Below are 16832 nucleotides of genomic sequence, written 5' to 3'. Positions count from 1 at the left end.
CGTTCTGTGTGGCGGGGAACTGCGAGCCGAAGCCGTGCGCGAACAGGGGAGCCTTGCCGTCACCGACGTTGATCGGCTGCTGCGAGGCGCTCTGCATCCACGTGAACGGCAACGTGCCGGTCGGCTTGTGGTCGCCGAACAACACGTCCGCGACGCCGTTGCCTTCGGTACCCGGCAGCCAGGCCGCGACCAGGGCGTGCCACTGCGGCAGTTGCGCCGCGATGTCCAGCGGACGGCCGGACACGAGCACCACCACGACCGGGACACCGGTGGCGCGCAGGGTGTTCAGGGTCGCGATGTCCTCGGCGTCGAGCCCCAGACCGCCCGGCCGGTCGCCCGCGCCCTCGGTGTACGGGGTCTCGCCGACGACGGCGATCGCGGCCTGGTAGGTCCCGTCGATGCCGGTGCCGTTGCGGTTGTACGTCACCGTGGTGGACGTGGACACGGCTGAGCGGATGCCCTGCAGCACAGTGGTTCCCGGAGTCACCGGACCGCTGCCGCCCTGCCAGGAGATGGTCCAGCCGCCGCTCTGGTAGCCGATGTCGTCCGCGCTCTTGCCCGCGACGAAGATCTTCGACGAGGTCTTGGACAGCGGCAGCACGCCGTTCTGGTTCTTCAGCAGCACCTGCGACTTGCGCACGGCCTCACGGGCCAGCGCGCGGTGTGCGGCGTTGCCGACGGTCGGCGTGTACGTGCGGTCGGTCAGCGGCTTCTCGAAGAGGCCGAGCTCGAACTTCTTGGTGAGGATGCGGCGGTTGGCGTCGTCGATGCGCGACATCGGCACGCGGCCCGCCTGCACCTCCTGCTTGAGGTAGGTGATGTACTGGCGCCACGCGGTCGGCACCATGATCATGTCGAGGCCGGCGTTGATCGAGTCGCGCACCTCGGCGGCGGTGAAGCCGGGCTGGCCGTCGATCTGGTCGATGGCGTTCCAGTCCGACACGACGAGGCCGCTGAAGCCGAGCTCGTTCTTCAGCACGTCGGTGATCAGGTACCTGTGCCCGTGCAGCTTCGTGCCGTTCCAGCTGCTGTAGGTGATCATCACCGAGCCGACGCCCTTGGCGATGGCGTCGCGGAACGGCGGCAGGTGCGTCGCGCGCAGCTCGGCCTCGCTGACCTGGGTGTTGCCCTGGTCGGTGCCGTTGGTCGTGCCGCCGTCGCCGATGTAGTGCTTGGCCGTGGCGAGGACCGAGCCGGAGTCCGACAGCTTCGAGCCCTGCAGACCGGTGATCATCGTCGTCATCGACGTGGCGTCCTGGGGCGTCTCGCCGAACGACTCGTAGGTGCGGCCCCAGCGGTCGTTGCGCGCGACGCACAGGCACGGCGCGAAGTCCCAGTCGATGCCGGTGCCCGACACCTCCTCGGCCGTGGCGCGGCCGATCCGCTGCACCAGTCCGGGATCACGCGTCGCGCCCAGGCCGATGTTGTGCGGGAAGATCGTGGCGCCGACGACGTTGTTGTGGCCGTGCACGGCGTCCACGCCGTAGATCATGGGAATCCCCAGCGGCGTCGCGATCGCCGCGCGCTGGAAGTTGTCGTACATGTCCGCCCACGACGTGGCGTTGTTCGGCGAGGGCGCGGAACCACCGCCGGACAGCAGCGAGCCGATCCGGAAGTTCGTCAGGTCGGCGTTGCTGACCGAGTTGCGCTCGGCCTGCGTCATCTGCCCGACCTTCTCGTCGAGCGACATGCGGCCCAGCAGGTCGGTGACACGAGCCGGGATCGGCTGGGTCGGGTCCTTGTAGATCGGATCGGCCGCGGCGGCCGTTCCGGTGGGGATGACGGCGGCACCGAGCAGAAGTGCGGCCGCGAGGAGCTTTCTCACAGGGCAGACCTCCGGGGGACGAGGTCCTGTTTACCTTGCGGCACAACAGGTTCCATCGAGCGTAACCCGCGTTCGCAAAGTGGTATAGACCATCGGGGAACCGGAACGAGTACCGGTTCCCCTCACGGCTCTAGCGGCACCAGGACTCGACCTTCTCGGCGAAGTCGGGGAACTCCGCCTGGGCCCTGGCGAGCACCTCGGCCGGTGTGAGCGGCTCGGTCCCGGAGTACTTCTCCGCGACGGCACGCAGTTCCTCGTTCGGCACACCGCTGTCCGCCCCGAACTCGACGGCCTCCTGCGGCCCCACCCCGCCCGCGAGCAACCAGAGGAACTCGCCCAGGTTCGTCGCGACGGGCCCGACCTCACCCTCCGACCCGAAGAACATGACGGGCTGCGCGGTCAGCGGCCCCTCCCGCACCAGCCACAGCACGGCGAGCCCACCGCTGCCGTCCTTCCCGAAGAGCCGGACCTCGGTCCCGTCCAGGTCCTTGTTGCCCGTCCACGACCTGATCCAGTCGGTCGTGTCCCCGGCCGGCTCGAATTCGTCGTACGGCTCGTAGTCGATGTTGCCCGGCGAGGGCTCGTCGGCCTTCTCGTCGTACTCCCACGGGAAGTGGATGCCGCTCAGCGCGCTCAGCGCGGCGGGAAAGGTGCGGTCGTCGGTGATCTCCACTCGCGCACGTTACTTCAACAGTTCGGCCTCCGATCGCGTCTTGGAGCAGGAGAGGAGACCGACATGCCCATGCCCAGATGGTGGGGCCACATCAACAAGCGCGTGTTCAACCCGCACGCGCTGAAGAGCGGCAAGTGGGCGGTGCTCACCCACGTCGGCCGCAACTCGGGAATGCCCTACCGCACCCCGATGGAGGCGCACCCGGTCGAGGGCGGCTACCTGGTCGTCCTGGTCTACGGATCGCGTGCGGACTGGGTGCGCAACGTCATGGCGGCCGGGCACGCGAAGCTCACGGTCAACGGCGAGGACGTCGAGGTGACCGCGCCGCGGGTGGTGAGCGAGGCGGAGGCGTTCGCGGCACTGGCCGAGGGCGTGAAGCGCCCGCCGAAGTCGCTTCGCATCAAGGAGTTCCTCCGGATGGACGTCGCCTGACTTGCATCCGGTACCGGGGTACGGGCTTACCGTCGAGTCATGGAGGAATCAGAGAACTGGGCGTGCACCTTGCCGACGGCCGAGCGACCGCTTCGCCTGGCCGAGTTCGACGCGCTGCTCGCCGGGGCCGCGCGCCACCGTCCCACGAGGACGCGGCTGGTGCTGGACCTGGAGCCACGGCCGGAAGTCGTGGCCCAGGCGGCGGACCTGGCGGTGCGGGAGACGGGCTGCTGCTCGTTCTTCACGTTCGAGTTGACGGCGACCGGTGGCGGCCTGACCCTGGCGATCTCGGTACCGGACGCGCAGACCGAGGTGCTCGACGCGCTGGCGGCGAGGTGAGCATGCGCACCGGGGAGGTCGCCGAGGCAACCGGGGTGAACAGGGAGACGCTGCGGTACTACGAGCGCGTCGGCCTGCTCGCCCCGCCGGAACGATCGCTCGGCGGGCATCGGCTCTACCCGCCCGGGACCGTGACGGTGATCCGCGTGATCAAGGCGGCGCAACGGCTCGGGTTCGCCCTCGACGAGATCGCCGAACTGCTCGCGATCGGCTCCCGCCGTCCTGGTCTGCGGGTGCGCGCCGAGGTGAAGCTCGGTGAGGTCGAGGCGAGGATCGCGGACCTCGAGGTCGTCCGCGACACGCTGCGCGCGGCGATCTCCGCTGGTTGTGACGACCTCCTGGTCTGCTCGCACTCGCCGTCCTGCCCGCTGCCGATATCGTCCTGATCATCCGATCGGGAGGGTGCTGTGCCGGGGTTCGTCGCGGGCTTGGAACGTCACCAGGTCGCCGTCTACCTCGGCGCACTGGCGGCGGGAGCGCTGGCCGGCTGGGCTGCCCCCGACGCCGGCTCTGCCCTCGAACACGCCATCAACCCCGTGCTGGCGGCCCTGCTGTACGTGACGTTCCTGCAGGTGCCGGTGGTCGAGCTCGGGCGTTCGCTGCGGGCGGGCCGGTTCCTCGGGGCCACTCTCGTCGTGAACTTCGTGGTGGTGCCGTTGGTGGTGGCGGCGCTCTTCACGTTCCTGCCCGACGATCAGGCGTGCGGCTGGGCGTGTTGTTGGTGCTGCTCACGCCGTGCGTCGACTACGTGATCGTGTTCAGCGGACTGGCCGGAGGTGACAGCCGGCGCCTGCTCGCCGCCACGCCGTTGCTGCTGCTCGCGCAGATGGTGCTGTTGCCCGGTTATCTGTGGCTCTTCCTCGGCTCCGGCCTGGCCGTCGTCGACCCCGGGCCGTTCGTCGAGGCGTTCGTCGTGCTGATCGTGATCCCGCTGGTGCTGGCGTGGCTCACCCAGGCCTGGGCGGGGCGGATCATCGGCGCGATCAGCACGACGATGGTGCCGTTGATGGCCGCGACCCTGTTCGCGGTGGTCGCGTCGCAGGTGCCGAAGCTCGGTGGCGACCTGCCGCAGGTCGCGCGGGTCGTGCCGGTCTACGCGGCCTTCCTGGTCGTGATGGCCTTCGCCGGGCTCGCCGTCGCCCGGTTGTTCCGCCTGGACGTGACATCGGGGCGCGCGATCGTGTTCACCGGGGCGACGCGCAACTCGTTGGTCGTGCTGCCGCTCGCGCTCGCGTTGCCGGACGACCTCGCGGCTGTCGTCGTGGTGACGCAGACGCTGGTCGAGGTGGTCGGCATGGTCATCTACGTGCGGGTGGTGCCGCGGCTGCTGCCCTGAGCGTCAGGCTTGCTGCGAGGTGAGCTGACGGTCGCGCAGCGGCGCGAGTGCGCTGCTCCAGGCGACGAGCTCGTCGAACATGGTGGACAGCGTGGCCGCCTGGTACTCGGACGGGTGGAACTCGGTGAAGTTCGTGAACTCGGTGAACATCGACAGCGACACGCTGGTGCGCACGTCGGCAAGCTTCAGCTCACCCGCGACGAGACGAAGGTGCTCCACGGCCCGTGCGCCGCCGACGCTGCCGTACGACACGAAGCCGACGGCCTTGTTGTTCCACTCGGCGAACAGGTAGTCGATCGCGTTCTTGAGCACGCCGGACGTGGAGTGGTTGTACTCGGGCGTGATCATGACGAAGCCGTCGAACCCGGCGATCTTCGCCGACCACGCCTTGGTGTGGTCGTGCTGGTACTGCTGCAGCATCGGGGGCATCGGCTCGTCGAGGTGGGGCAGCGGGAAGTCCTTGAGGTCGACCAGCTCGAACGTCGCGTCCGTGCGCTGCTCCGCGTGCTGGAGGACCCACTTCGCCACCTGCTCGCCGTTCCGGCCGGGGCGGGTGCTGCCGATGATGATTCCGATGTGCGTCATGTCCTGGAGTCCTTTGCCGAGATCGAAGCGGACCGTACCCCGCTTAGGTAACCGGACTCTACCCCGCTTGCTGTTGCCTGGTTCGGTGCCGTGAGTCACAACAGCCGTCTTCTGCGATGAACCGATGAGGCGCGGCTGGGCTGCGGTGGCCGGATGCCGTGTTGTGGGTGGTCCTGGCTGTGCCGCTGGTGCCGGGAGCGGTGGGCGACCCGGTCGAGCTCACCGCCGGGCTGCCGTTCCGGACGTTCCTGCCCGCTGTGCCGGCCGGTGCCACCGGGTGGTGCGCGTTGCACATCGGTCTCGGCGCGGCGGCGGGCGAGACCGCCCGGCGGGTCGAGAAACTCGTCGGCACGGGCAGCACGGTCGCCGTTGTCGTCGTGACGGCGGTCGTGGTGCTGCACCGGCGCAAGGCCGCGAGCCGGTCAGGAATCGAGAAGCACCGGTCCCGGGGTGACGCCTAGCGTTTCCGGCATGACCTCACTCGACGCGATCACCCTCGAAGTGGCCGACCTCGCGGCCGCCGAACGCTTCTACGCCAACGCTTTCGGGCTCGGTTCCCGCCTGCGCCTGCGGGCCTCGCAGGAACCGGCCACCGGCTTCCGCGGCTTCACGCTGTCCCTCACGGTGGCGCAGCCCGCGGACGTCGACCTCCTGATCGGCGGCGCGCTCGACGCCGGCGCGACCGTGCTCAAGCGCGCCGGGAAGTCGCTGTGGGGCTACGGCGGGGTCGTGCAGGCGCCGGACGGCACCATCTGGAAGGTCGCGACCTCGGCCAAGAAGAACACCGGACCGGCCACCGGGGAGATCGGCGACGTCGTGCTGCTGCTCGGCGCGACGGACGTGGCCGCGAGCAGGCAGTGCTACGTCGACCAGGGCTTCACCGTGGAGAAGAGCTTCGGCCGCGTGTACGTCCAGTTCGCCGCGGCCGGCACCGTGAAGCTGGGGCTGTACCGGCGGCGCGCGCTCGCCAAGGACGCCGGCGTGGCGCCCGAGGGTTCCGGTTCGCACCGCATCGTGATGATCGGCGCCGTCGACTTCACCGACCCGGACGGGTTCGCGTGGGCGTCAGGGCAGCCGGCCGGCCAGCTCGGCGCGTGAGCGGATGCCGAGCTTCGTGTAGACCTTGCGCAGGTGGTACTCGATGGTCTTCGGGCTCAGGAACAACGCGGCGGCGACCTCGCGGGTGGTCTTGCCCTCCGCCAGCAGGAGTGAGACCTGCAACTCCTGCGGCGTGAGGGTTTCGCCCTGGGCGCGACGCTTGATCATTTCGCCCGTCGCGCCCAGTTCGACCGCGGCGAGGTCCGCCCACCGGGCCGCGCGCAGGTTCTCGAACGTCTCCAGCGCGGCGTGCAGGTGCGGCCGGGCGTCCACCCGCCGCCGGGCGCGGCGCAGGCGGGCGCCGTAGGCGAGCCGGGTGCGCGCGGTCTCGAAGTCGTCCAAAGTCCTGTGGTGGAAGGCCAAAGACGCCTCGAAGTGGGTGTCGAAGCCGTCCTGGCTGAGCATGCCCGTGATCCGCTCGGCACGGCCCATGGCCCACGGCTGACCCTTCGTTGCCGCCTCGGCACGGTAGCGCCGCGCCACGACCACGGCCTCGTCACGACGGCCCAGCCTCACCAGCGCGTCGGCGAGCTCGGGCGCGGGGGAGAGGTCGGGATCGGTGAGCCGGAGCCCGTCGAGCAGCGCCGCCAGTTCTTCCAGGTGGGTCAGCGCGTTGGTCGCGTTGCCCAGGCCGAGTTCCAGCTCTCCCAAGGCGAACAGCGACCAGACCCGGCCGATGTGGATGTCGCGGGCACGGCAGATCGGCAGTGCCTCCGCGACGAACGCGCGGCACTGCGCCTCGTCGCCCAGGCGGGCCCGCAGCCATGCGAGGCCGGCCAGGCACATCGCCAGGTCGGTCTCCTGCCCGGTCTCCCTCGCCAGGCGGGCGGCCTCGTCGTAGGTCGCCTCGGCCCGGACCCACTGGTTGGTGGTGGCCTCGTCTCTCGCGACGTGGAACAGCAACGACGGCAGCGTCCCCACGGCCGCGTCCGCGCGCGCTTCGCCGACCATGCGCCGCAGCTCCGCGCCCGATTCGGCGTCACGCAGGAACAACGGGCCGATCATCAGCCACGACAGCCTGCGCCGGTCGTCACGCGGTACGCCGGACGCGGCCAGCTGCTCTGCCGCGGAACGGATCTGGTCCGCGCCACCGCGGTTGGCGAGGATCCGCGCGACGCCCGCGGCCATCTGCCCGAGCCCACGTGACCGTGGCGTCGTGACGCGCTCCAGGAGTTCTTCGATCTCGTGCGCCAGTTCCAGCCCTGTCATCGCGTCGCCGAGGTAGAAGCAGGCGTGCACCGCGTCCGCCAGGTGCACGACGCGTTCGTCTGCGTCGCCGGACCGGTGGGCGGCGGTCCGGCAGAGGTCACGCGCCTCGGTCAGCGAGCCGGTACGAGCCGCGATCGCTCCGCGCAGCTCCAGCGCCCGCGTCAGATCACCTGCCTCGTCGAGCAACGTGACGGCGCGCGCCGTCGTGCCCGCGAGCCACGCCGACTCCGCCGCCGCGAGGCACAACGAGGAGTGCCGGGACACGTCCGGGCTCAGCCGGGCCGCCCGCTCGTACGCGGCGGCGGCGACGTCGTGCGCGCTTCGTTCGTGTGCGCGGGTTGCTGCCTGCACGAGCAGATCGGCGACCTGGGCGTCCGGACCGAGCGTCGCCTCGGCCAGGTGCCAGGCGTGCCGGTCGGCGTCGTGCGGACCCAACGCCTCCGCCACGGCGCGGTGGATCGAACGGCGGTGCTGCGGTGCCGCATCGCCGTACACGGCGGCGCGGATCAGCGGATGGCGGAACTCGACGTGACCGTCCGCGATCTCGACGAGCTTGGCGTTCTCGGCCTCGGTCAGCGCCTCGACGGAGACACCGAGCAGCCGGCAGGCCCCGGCGACGATCCGCAGGTCGTTCCCCGCCACCGCGGCCACGGTCAGGGCCGCCCGTCCGGCCTCGCCCAGCGACCGCGCCTGCGCGGCGAACTCGGTGGCCAGCGCGGCGGACACCGGTAGCGGTGCCTCGGGCGACGCGTGCGCCCACCGGTGCGCCCCCGCGGCCAGTTCGATCAGCGCGAGCGGGTTCCCGGCCGTCGCCCGGTGCAGCCGCGCGATCAGGTCGGGCGACGCGGCCACGCCGGACCGGCTCGACACCAGCTCACCCGCGGCGGCGAGGTCGATGCCCGCCAGCGGCAGCGTGGGCAGCGGCGGATCCGGCGACCGCGTGGTGGCCAGCAGCACGATCGGATCGGCCGCGAGCCGGCGCGCCGCGAACGCCAGCGCGTCCGCCGACGGCCGGTCGACCAGGTGCAGGTCGTCGAGCAGCACGGCGACCGGCCGGTCCTCGGCGAACCGGCACAGCAGGCTCAGCGTGGCGGCCCCGACGGCGAACCTGTCGACGGCGGGCCCGGACCGCAGCGCGAGCGCGACGGACAGCGCCTGTGCCTGGGGACCGGGGATCTCGTCCAGACGGTCCAGCGCGGGCCGCAGCACCTGGTGCAGGGCGCCGAACGGGATCTCGCGCTCGGGTTCGCTCCCGGCGGCCCGCAGGACGTGCATCCCGGTGGCACACCCGGCCGCGAACCGCAGCAGCGCGGTCTTGCCGACCCCGGGCTCGCCGGTGACGGCGAGGGCGCCACCGTGCCCGAGCCGGGCGCTCGCGACGAGCCGCTCGACCTGGCGACGCTCGGACTCGCGTCCCATCAGCACACGGGGCAGTGTAGGCACGGTCATGTCACTAGGTGGGGCACCTGATGCGGCTGTCCCGTTGGCGCTCATAGGTTCCGATCCCTCACAGGAGGGAAGAGCACATGACCACGACAAGACCCGAGGTGGACACCGACAAGCTCATGCAGTTCGTGTTCCGGGCCGTCGACGAGGTCGGCGCCACGCTCAACGCCGCGCTCGTCGTCATGGGCGACAAGCTCGGCTATTACCGCGCCATGGCGTCCGGCGACCCCATCAGCCCCGCCGAGCTCGCGGACCGCAGCGGCACCGCCGAGCCCTACGTGCGGGAGTGGCTCAACGCCCAGGCCGCCGGCGGTTACGTGACCTACGACCCCGCGACCAGCCGGTACGCGCTGCCGATCGAGCACGCGGTGGCGCTCACGGTCGAGAACAGCCCCGCGTTCCTGCCCGGCATGTTCCAGATCGCGCTGGGCACCGTGCACGACGCCGGACGGGTGCTGGAGGCCGCGCGCAGCGGGTCCGGGGTCGGCTGGCACGAGCACAACACCGACGTGCACGTCGGCTGCGAGCGGTTCTTCCGGCCGAACTACGAGGCGAACCTGATCGAGGGCTGGCTGCCCGCGCTCGACGGCGTGACGGCCAAACTGCGGGCCGGTGCGCGGGTCGCCGACGTCGGCTGTGGCCACGGCGCATCGACGATCCTGATGGCACAAGCGTTCCCGAACTCGTCCTTCACCGGTTCGGACTACCACCCCGAGTCGATCCGGATCGCGCGCGACCGTGCCGAGGCCGCGGGCGTCGGCGACCGCGTGACCTTCGAGGTCGCGTCCGCGAAGGACTTCGGCGGCACGGGCTACGACCTCGTGACCATGTTCGACTGCCTGCACGACATGGGGGACCCGGTGGGCGCGGCCCAGCACGTCAGGGACGCGGTGGCACCCGACGGCACGTGGATGATCGTCGAGCCGATGGCCGGTGACCACGTCGAGGACAACCTCAACCCCGTCGGCCGCACCTACTACGGCTTCTCCACGCTGCTGTGCACGCCGGCCTCGCTGTCGCAGGACGTCGGACTCGCGCTCGGCACCCAGGCCGGGCCCGCGCGGATCCGCGACGTCGCGGTCGCCGGTGGGTTCACCCGGTTCGCCGGGGTGGCCCAGACCCCCTTCAACCAGGTCCTCGAAGTCCGGCCGTGAACGACGAGCCGCGCCCGGTGCGCGAGGCCGACCGGAGGGGGCACGCCCGGCGCGCCGGCGTGCGGCTCGCGTTCCAGGTCTACGACAACCCCGGCAGACCGACGGTCTTGCTGATGCCGACCTGGTCGATCGTGCCGTCGCGGTTCTGGAAGGCCCAGGTTCCCTACCTGGCAAGGCACTTCCGGGTGGTCACCTTCGACGGACGTGGCAGCGGCGACTCCGATCGCCCGGTGGGCGCCGAGTCCTATGTGGACGCGGAGTGCGCGGCGGACGCGATCGCGGTCATGGACGCGACGAACACCGGCCAGGCGGTGCTGGTGGCGTTGTCGCGCGGCGACGCCTGGTCGGTGCTCGTGGCCGCGCACCATCCGGAACGGATCACCGGCATCGTCGCGATCGGCCCCGCCAGCGGGTCGCTCATCGGCGTGCAGGAACAGGAGAGGCAGGCCTGGGAGTCGACCGAGGGCAAGTACAACCGGCAGTACTGGCTGAACGGTGGCTACGACGACTTCGCCGACTGGTTCTTCGCGCGGATGTTCGCGGAACCCCACTCCACCAAGCAGATCGAGGACGGCGTGCGGTGGGCGCACGAGATCGAGCCCGCCACGCTCGTGGACACGACCGCCGGCCGGCTGAGCTCCGCGTCGATCGAGGACGACTGCCGCGAGGTGCGGTGCCCGGTGCTGGTGATCCACGGGACCGACGACCGCGTCCGCCCGCACGCCATCGGTCAACGCCTCGCCGAGCTCACCGGTGGTTCACTGGTGCTGATCGACGGCGCAGGCCACGGCGTGCACGCCCGCGATCCCGTGCGGATCAACCTGCTGATCAAGGAGTTCGTCGACCGGGTGCACCCCGTGGCCCGGCGCACGAGGACGTTCAGGGCCAAGCCGCCACGGGCGCTTTACCTGAGCTCACCGATCGGCCTCGGCCACGCCCGGCGTGATCTCGCCATCGCCTCCGAACTGCGCAAGATCCATCCGCGTCTGCAGATCGACTGGCTCGCGCAGCACCCCGTCACCGAGGTGCTCGAACCCGCGGGGGAGCGGGTCCATCCGGCGTCGGCGTGGCTGGCGAACGAGTCGTCCCACGTGGAGGACGACGCGGGTGAGCACGACCTGCACGTGTTCGAGGCGTTCCGCCGCCTGGACTCGGTGCTGGTGAACAACTTCATGGTGTTCAACGACGTCCTCGACGCCGAGCGGTACGACCTGGTGATCGGCGACGAGGCGTGGGACGTCGACTTCTTCCTGCACGAGAACCCCGAGCTGAAGCGGTTCTCGTTCGCCTGGATGACGGACTTCGTCGGCTGGCTCCCGATGCCCGACGGGGGTGCGCGCGAGCAACGCCTGACGGCCGACCACAACCTCGACATGATCGAGCAGCGAGCCCGGCTGCGGCGCGTGCGCGACAGGTCGGTGTTCGTCGGCAACCCGGACGACGTGATCTCGCTGCCGTTCGGCGAGGGCCTGCCCGCCATTCGCGAGTGGACGGAGCAGAACTTCGACTTCTCCGGCTACGTCACGGGATTCGACCCGCCGGACGAACGCGAGCGCGCGGCGTTGCGCAGGAGGATCGGCCTGCACCAGGACGAGAAGCTGTGCGTGGTCGCGGTCGGCGGCTCCGGTGTGGGGGAGTCGTTGCTGCGGCGCGTGCTCGACGCCGTGCCGGCCGCTGTCGAACGGGTGCCGGGCCTGAGGTTCCTCGTCGTCACCGGCCCTCGCATCGACCCGGATTCGTTGCCGCGGCGCAGCGGGGTGGAGATCCGCGGATACGTGCCGGACCTGCCCCGGTACCTGGCCGCCTGCGACCTCGCGGTGGTGCAGGGCGGCCTGACCACGTGCATGGAGCTGACGGCCGCCCGGCGCCCGTTCCTCTTCGTGCCGCTGCGCCACCACTTCGAGCAGAACTTCCACGTCCGGCACCGGCTCGAACGCTACGGCGCGGGCCGGTGCATGACGTACGAGCAGGTCGCCGACCGTGATGTCCTGGCCGCCGCCATCGCCGAGGAGATCGGCAGGGAGGTCGGCTACCGGGAGGTCGAGGCGGACGGCGCCGCCCGGGCCGCCGCCCTGCTCGCGGAACTGCTCTGAGAGGTCAGCCGGTCTGCCGGTCGTCGGCCGCCGCGGTCTGGGTGAGCACGGCGACCGTCTGCTCCAGCCCGCGCTGCACCTCGTCGCCCTGCGCCTCCCGCACGCTGTGCAGGCTCACCGTGATGCGCGAACGTCCCGGCGCCACTTCCTCGATCTGGAGTTCGCCGTGGTAGTCGTCCGGGCCCTCGGCGCCCCATTCGAGCGTCCGGCGTCCGGCGTCCGGCCGCACCCACGCCTCGCCCTCGACGTGGTGGCCGTGCACCTCGGCCTCGACGTGCACCTGCTCGCCGCCCTCGGGTTCGGCCGCGGTCATCTGCGGGAAGTAGCGGGGCAGGTTCCGCGGCTCGGCGAGGAAACCGAACAGCTTGTCGGCCGGGATGTCCGCCTCAGCTGTGTGCGTGTACGTCGTCATGGCGGTCCGGGTACCCGGTCTCCCGCAACGCGAACACGTCCCTCGTCCGAGCCACCTGTTCGTGCCATCCGCGCTGGTCGCGGCGGAACACGGGCACGGCGAACGCGCCTCCGACGTACAGCGCCACGACGGCCAGGTCCCACCAGCCGATGCCGATCAGCGGCGACACGACGGTCGCGTAGGCCATGAAGCCCGTGAAGCCGAGCAGTTCGCGCAGGCCCAGCTGGAACGGGTTGGCGCGTGACCCGTCCTCAGCGCGGACCCGGTAGTGCAGCAGCACTCCGCCGATCGTCATCCCGTTCGCCGCCGCCGGCAGCACCACCCGGAACGCGACGAGCACGCACACGGCCCAGCGCGGATCCGAGTTCAGCACCAGCTTCGCGATGACGATCACCAGCACGAGCTCGGAGATCAGGCCGAGGATCCGGCGTGGCACGGTCACGGTGTCGCTCGGCGCCGCCGACTCGTCGGACGAGGGCAGCCTGGGCACGACGAACGCCGCCGGCGCCATCATCCAGCCCAGCAGGCCGCCGAAGGTGTTCGAGATCAGGTCGTCCACGTCGGCGATGCGGTACGGGCACGGGTAGAAACCGAGGTTGCCGGTGAACTGCACGACCTCGATCGCGAGCGACAGGCCGAGGCTGATGGCGACGACGGCGAGCGGACCCTTGCGGTACGCCTTGCGCAGCACCACACCCAGCGGCACGAACAGCGCGACGTTGAACAGCTGCTGCAAGAACGCCTGCGACTTCACCATCGAGAGGACGCCGGAACGCCCGTTCGCCGCCATGTTGTTGCTCATGTCGGTCACCCACTGGAACGGGACCGTCGACAGCATCTGCTCGCCCGTGCACAGCTTCGCCACGTCGGACGGGAACGGCAGGAAGATCAGCGCCAGCGCGACCAGCCCGTAGGCCAGCAGGCCGTACAGGACGAACGCCCGCCGCGGTTCGACCCGCCTGAATCGGAAGTAGTGCAACAGGACCAGGGGCAGGAGCACCAACAACCCGACACCCACGAACGCCAGGAAACCGGTCCGGGCGGTCTCCCAGTACGACGCCATCATGAGTCGTCCAATGCCCGTTCACGCGGAGTGCCAAACCACGATCACCAAGGTTGCGGCGAATGGATCAACGGCGCTTCGCGAGATAGACGGTGTTCGTCGATTCCCTGTCCTGCAGGGGATTGGGGAAGGTGACGACCTCGGCCCGCACGTCGGTGAAGACCTCCGCGAGGGTGGCGGTGTACTCCGCCTCGGGCGGGTCGTTGGACCACAACGCGAACACCCCGCCGGGCGTGAGCAGCGCGGCGAGGCGCCGAGTGCCCTCCGCGGTGTAGAAGTCGGCATTGGACGGGTGCAGCAGGTGGCGTGGTGAGTGGTCGATGTCGACGACGAGGGCGTCGAACAGCCTGCCGGGCTCGGCCTCGTCGTAACCCTCGCCGGAGCGGGTCAGGGCGAAGAAGTCGCCGTGCACCAGCCGGCACCGCTCGTCGGCCGCCAGCGTCTTGCCGGCGGGGATCAGGCCCTGCTGATGCCACTCGATCACCTCGCCGAGGGCGTCGACCACCAGCAGCGAACCGACGTTCGGGTGCTCCAGCACCGTCTGTGCCGTGTAGCCGAGTCCGAGGCCGCCCACGACCACGTTCAGCGAGTCCCCGGACAGTTCCGCGAGTGCGAGGTGGGCCAGTTCGACCTCGGCGACGGTGAACAGGCTCGACATCAGGAACTCCTCGTTGAGCTTGATCTCGTGGATCTCCCTGCCGGTGCCGGGTTCGAGCCGGCGCCGCAGGGACAGCTCACCCAGCGGGGTCTGGCGGTAGTCGAGTTCCTGGAAGCGCGCACTCATGCGGCGGCACGCTACCCCGTGTGCACGAACGGGTGGCCGCGGCGCCTACTCGAAGGAACAGCCGGGATTCGGCGTGCTGACCGCCGGCGGGTTGCCCACCGGGTTCTGGTAGAGCACCTCCAGCACCAGCGGCGCGGTCGTCAGGTTCCGTCCCAAGTGGACGTAGCCGGTGCCGTTGGGTTCGTTGATGAACTGCCCCGGCCGGTACACGCCGTCGATCGAGCAGTCCGAGTCGTGGTGGGTCAGCACGCCCCGGGTGACCACGCCCTTGACCGGCCCGGGGTGGTAGTGCCAGCCCGTCGAGCCACCCGGCGCGATGGTGATCTCCTTGAGCACGTACTGGGTGTCGCCCACGGTCTGGTCGAAGATCGTGACGGCGGTGACCCCGCTGCCCGGTGTGGCGCCCGCGACACGCGGCGGGACGGCGGACGACAGCCCGAGGGCCGTGATCAATGCCAGGCTGCTGGTCGTGCGCATGGGGACTCTCCTCGTACTTGCAACGGTGGGACAGCTGCTCCACCAGCATGGCCGAGCGTGCCGCCGGGACGCTGCGGCGGCAGAGCGCCCGCTGTGCGACCGGCTCAGGGCCGCCGGGTGGCTCACGATCCCGTCGACGTAGCTGTTGTGCGACAACGACAAGACGATGCCGCCCGCGTCGCAGGAGGAGATGGCCGCCCGCGCGACCTCGGTGCACCACCGGCCGGCATCGCACTCGCCGTTCCTGTCCATGCCCGCCGATCTGGCGGCGTTGCTGGACCAGATCACGCTCGATCAGGCGCGCGTGCGCTCGTAGTGCCGGGCGACCCGGGCCCGGTTGCCGCACACGTTGGCGGCGCACCAGACCCGGCGCTTGTTCTCCGCCAGGAACAACATCGAACACGCCGGGTTGGCGCACGCGCGCAGCGCGTCCAGCCGTTTCTGGTCGGCCAGCAGCCGGATCGCCTCGCCCGCGATCGCGGCCAGCGCCGGGTGGCCGTTGTAGTCGTCGTGCCACCGGACGCCTGCCCGCGCTCCGGCTCCCCAGCCGTCCAGCCGCGGGCTCGTGGGCACCGCGGCGGCGACGGCGTTGAGGTCCGCGATCAGCGCCGGGTCAGGCGTGCGCCCGGTCAGGTGGGCGTCGAACAACTCCCGCAGCACCGCTCTCAGCCGCCGGGTCGCGCTCATCGCCGGTGGTGCCGCGTCGGGCAGCCGATCCGCCTGCAGGGCCCACCACGCCGCGTGCCCGGCCTCGTCGGCGAGCAGGTCCCGGACCGGGTCCAGGCACAGCGCGTGCGTGTCCACCAGATCAAGCGCCACGAGCGGCTCGGCACCCATGGGGAAGCCTGCCGCCTGGAACTCGGACAAGGTGGCGACCACGCCGTCTCCTAACGGTTGAAGCAATGGTCGAGACGTTAGCAGATTCTCCCCTCGGGAGCTTGCAGCACGGAAGCTAACGTGTATACGGTCCATCTATCCATTAGAACGAACGAGGAGAGCGACATGCCCGCGATTCGCCACCGCCACGTCGAGGTCGACGGCCTGAAGGTGTTCGTCCGCGAGTCCGGCGACGCGAGCAGGCCGGTCATCGTGCTGCTGCCCGGCTACCCGTCGAGCACCCGCGCCTACGTGCGGCTGATCGACCGCCTGGCGTCCGACTGGCACGTCGTCGCGATCGACTACCCCGGCTTCGGCTCGTCCGACCCGCTGCCCGGCGACCCGACGTTCGACCGGCTGGCCGAGGTCACGGGCCAGGTCATCGACCTGCTCGGCATCGGCGACTACGCGGTCTACATGTTCGACTTCGGCGCACCGGTCGGCTTCCGGATCGCACTCGGGCACGACCAGCGCGTCAAGGCCGTGATCACGCAGAACGGCAACGCCTACACCGACGGCTTCGGCCCCGGCGCCGAGGCGCTGAACGGGTGGTGGAGCGAGAAGGAGAAGTACGACGAGACCGTCGACTGGTTCCTGAGCATCGAGGGCACCCGGCACCAGTGGCTGGCGGGCGCGAAGGACCCCGAGCGCATCGACCCCGAGCAGGCGCTGGCCGACCAGCGCGTGCTCGACCTGCCCGGACGAGCGGGCTACATGAAATCCCTGTTGTGGGACTACCGGACCAACCCCGGCCGCTACCCGTCCTGGCAGGCCTGGCTGCGCGAACGGCAGCCGCGAGTGCTCGCGGTCTGGGGCCGCGACGACCCGTTCTTCATCCCCGCCGGCGCCGAGGCCTACCGCCGTGACGTGCCCTCCGCCGAGGTCGTGCTGCTCGACACCGGGCACTTCGCCCTGGAGGAGGCGGCCGACGAGATCGCCGACCACGTGCACGCGGTGCTGGCGAAGACCTTCGCCTGACCTGGCGATTCCAGAAAACCTGCAAGGGTTCCACAGCACCGGTGCCCCACCG

General features: G+C 70.6%; 17 protein-coding genes and 2 pseudogenes. 10 read left to right on the top strand and 9 right to left on the bottom strand.

Features of this window, described 5'->3' with window-relative positions; genetic code table 11:
* Window positions 1–16 precede the first annotated feature (16 nt).
* Together SK571_RS09515 and SK571_RS09510 are read right to left on the bottom strand one after the other, a co-directional pair.
* A pseudogene (locus SK571_RS09515) lies at window positions 17–1825 on the bottom strand (glycoside hydrolase family 3 protein); the annotation flags it as partial.
* Between the two features lie 130 nt (window positions 1826–1955).
* Window positions 1956–2498: a hypothetical protein gene (locus tag SK571_RS09510; RefSeq protein WP_319983650.1), complete on the bottom strand. Its 543-nt coding sequence runs from the start codon at window positions 2496–2498 to the stop codon at window positions 1956–1958.
* A gap of 63 nt (window positions 2499–2561) precedes the next feature.
* Between SK571_RS09510 and SK571_RS09505 the strand changes: the two genes are divergently transcribed.
* From SK571_RS09505 to SK571_RS09490, 4 genes and pseudogenes are all read left to right on the top strand, one after another.
* A complete protein-coding gene (locus tag SK571_RS09505; RefSeq protein ID WP_319983649.1) occupies window positions 2562–2930 on the top strand; it encodes a nitroreductase family deazaflavin-dependent oxidoreductase in 369 nt (122 codons plus the stop codon).
* Between the two features lie 39 nt (window positions 2931–2969).
* On the top strand, window positions 2970–3269 hold the full coding sequence (locus tag SK571_RS09500; protein ID WP_319983648.1) for a hypothetical protein: 300 nt from the start codon (window positions 2970–2972) through the stop codon (window positions 3267–3269).
* A gap of 2 nt (window positions 3270–3271) precedes the next feature.
* Window positions 3272–3655: a MerR family transcriptional regulator gene (locus SK571_RS09495; protein WP_319983647.1), complete on the top strand. Its 384-nt coding sequence runs from the start codon at window positions 3272–3274 to the stop codon at window positions 3653–3655.
* A gap of 42 nt (window positions 3656–3697) precedes the next feature.
* Window positions 3698–4605 (top strand): annotated as a pseudogene (locus SK571_RS09490) (arsenic resistance protein).
* A gap of 3 nt (window positions 4606–4608) precedes the next feature.
* Here the strand turns inward: SK571_RS09490 and SK571_RS09485 are convergent.
* On the bottom strand, window positions 4609–5190 hold the full coding sequence (locus tag SK571_RS09485; RefSeq protein WP_319983646.1) for an NADPH-dependent FMN reductase: 582 nt from the start codon (window positions 5188–5190) through the stop codon (window positions 4609–4611).
* 167 nt (window positions 5191–5357) lie between these two features.
* On the opposite strand from SK571_RS09485, the gene SK571_RS09480 reads away from it, so the two are divergent.
* Window positions 5358–5651, top strand: a complete 294-nt coding sequence (locus SK571_RS09480; RefSeq protein ID WP_319983645.1) for a hypothetical protein — start codon at window positions 5358–5360, stop codon at window positions 5649–5651.
* Window positions 5652–5661: 10 nt separating this feature from the next.
* On the top strand, window positions 5662–6288 hold the full coding sequence (locus SK571_RS09475) for a glyoxalase (RefSeq protein WP_319983644.1): 627 nt from the start codon (window positions 5662–5664) through the stop codon (window positions 6286–6288).
* Here SK571_RS09475 and SK571_RS09470 read toward each other — a convergent pair.
* Window positions 6256–8916 (bottom strand): helix-turn-helix transcriptional regulator, encoded by a 2661-nt coding sequence (locus tag SK571_RS09470; protein ID WP_319984018.1) that lies wholly within the window; start codon window positions 8914–8916, stop codon window positions 6256–6258. The genes SK571_RS09475 and SK571_RS09470 overlap by 33 nt on opposite strands.
* 107 nt (window positions 8917–9023) lie before the next feature.
* Here SK571_RS09470 and SK571_RS09465 point away from each other — a divergent pair, with 107 nt between their 5' ends.
* Window positions 9024–10097: a class I SAM-dependent methyltransferase gene (locus SK571_RS09465; RefSeq protein ID WP_319983643.1), complete on the top strand. Its 1074-nt coding sequence runs from the start codon at window positions 9024–9026 to the stop codon at window positions 10095–10097.
* Window positions 10094–12190 (top strand): alpha/beta hydrolase, encoded by a 2097-nt coding sequence (locus SK571_RS09460; protein ID WP_319983642.1) that lies wholly within the window; start codon window positions 10094–10096, stop codon window positions 12188–12190. The genes SK571_RS09465 and SK571_RS09460 overlap by 4 nt, the downstream gene beginning before the upstream one ends.
* A gap of 4 nt (window positions 12191–12194) precedes the next feature.
* Here the strand turns inward: SK571_RS09460 and SK571_RS09455 are convergent, their stop codons facing one another.
* The 4 genes from SK571_RS09455 to SK571_RS09440 form a co-directional block, all read right to left on the bottom strand.
* The gene (locus SK571_RS09455) at window positions 12195–12602 is read right to left on the bottom strand and encodes an SRPBCC family protein (RefSeq protein WP_319983641.1); all 408 of its coding nucleotides are present in this window, start codon (window positions 12600–12602) and stop codon (window positions 12195–12197) included.
* Window positions 12577–13665, bottom strand: coding sequence for a VanZ family protein (locus SK571_RS09450; RefSeq protein ID WP_319983640.1), 1089 nt, complete (start codon window positions 13663–13665; stop codon window positions 12577–12579). The genes SK571_RS09455 and SK571_RS09450 overlap by 26 nt, the downstream gene beginning before the upstream one ends.
* Before the next feature lie 67 nt (window positions 13666–13732).
* On the bottom strand, window positions 13733–14449 hold the full coding sequence (locus SK571_RS09445; protein WP_319983639.1) for a spermidine synthase: 717 nt from the start codon (window positions 14447–14449) through the stop codon (window positions 13733–13735).
* A gap of 45 nt (window positions 14450–14494) precedes the next feature.
* On the bottom strand, window positions 14495–14926 hold the full coding sequence (locus SK571_RS09440; RefSeq protein ID WP_319983638.1) for a cupin domain-containing protein: 432 nt from the start codon (window positions 14924–14926) through the stop codon (window positions 14495–14497).
* Between the two features lie 166 nt (window positions 14927–15092).
* Between SK571_RS09440 and SK571_RS09435 the strand changes: the two genes are divergently transcribed.
* Entirely contained in the window at window positions 15093–15242 is a 150-nt protein-coding gene (locus SK571_RS09435; RefSeq protein ID WP_319983637.1) for a hypothetical protein, read from the top strand.
* Here SK571_RS09435 and SK571_RS09430 read toward each other — a convergent pair.
* Window positions 15221–15805: a CGNR zinc finger domain-containing protein gene (locus SK571_RS09430; RefSeq protein ID WP_319983636.1), complete on the bottom strand. Its 585-nt coding sequence runs from the start codon at window positions 15803–15805 to the stop codon at window positions 15221–15223. The genes SK571_RS09435 and SK571_RS09430 overlap by 22 nt on opposite strands.
* 123 nt (window positions 15806–15928) lie before the next feature.
* Between SK571_RS09430 and SK571_RS09425 the strand changes: the two genes are divergently transcribed.
* A complete protein-coding gene (locus SK571_RS09425) occupies window positions 15929–16780 on the top strand; it encodes an alpha/beta fold hydrolase (protein ID WP_319983635.1) in 852 nt (283 codons plus the stop codon).
* The last annotated feature ends 52 nt before the right edge of the window (window positions 16781–16832 follow it).

This window comes from Lentzea kristufekii (genome assembly GCF_033949925.1).
GTDB lineage: Bacteria > Actinomycetota > Actinomycetes > Mycobacteriales > Pseudonocardiaceae > Lentzea > Lentzea kristufekii.
This window is presented reverse-complemented; position numbering and strand designations above follow the sequence as displayed.